This window comes from Sporosarcina sp. P29, assembly GCF_002743265.1.
Lineage (GTDB): Bacteria > Bacillota > Bacilli > Bacillales_A > Planococcaceae > Sporosarcina.
This window is the reverse complement of record NZ_PDYX01000110.1, coordinates 1-408: the sequence shown is the minus strand read 5'-3', so window position 1 is coordinate 408 and position 408 is coordinate 1. Positions and strand designations below refer to the sequence as shown.

Below are 408 nucleotides of genomic sequence, written 5' to 3'. Positions count from 1 at the left end.
TTATATTATGGATATTAGAGATTATAATAAGTCGTTAAAATTATTTACTATAAAAAAATCCATTGATTCTTCTTTTTTTACTACTATTTCATCTCCAGGATATAAAGAGTGGCTACCTACAAGTTCGAAATATGTTATTAATCATAATACAACCGTGAAAAATATAGGGAAGTTGGAACGACCGATTTTGAAATCAGTTGGAAGACCGCTAAACATCTCATACGTTGGCACTATTACAAACTTAGATGTCAATCTTCAATTGATCCATGAACTGCAAAATAACCCTGACTACTTTTTGAAATTTCATGGCGATGGAATGATTAATGAAGACATTGAACAATATGTAAAAGAAAAAGAGATACATAATGTATCGATTAAAGGAAGATACCAAAAGAATGAGGAAGTATG

The 408-nt window shown here is 29.9% G+C and carries 1 protein-coding gene; it reads left to right on the top strand.

Annotated elements, in window-relative coordinates; all coding sequences use genetic code 11:
• Positions 1 to 172 precede the first annotated feature (172 nt).
• The coding region (locus CSV68_RS17095) for a glycosyltransferase family 4 protein (RefSeq protein ID WP_143561032.1) at positions 173 to 408 on the top strand (236 nt) is incomplete at its 3' end.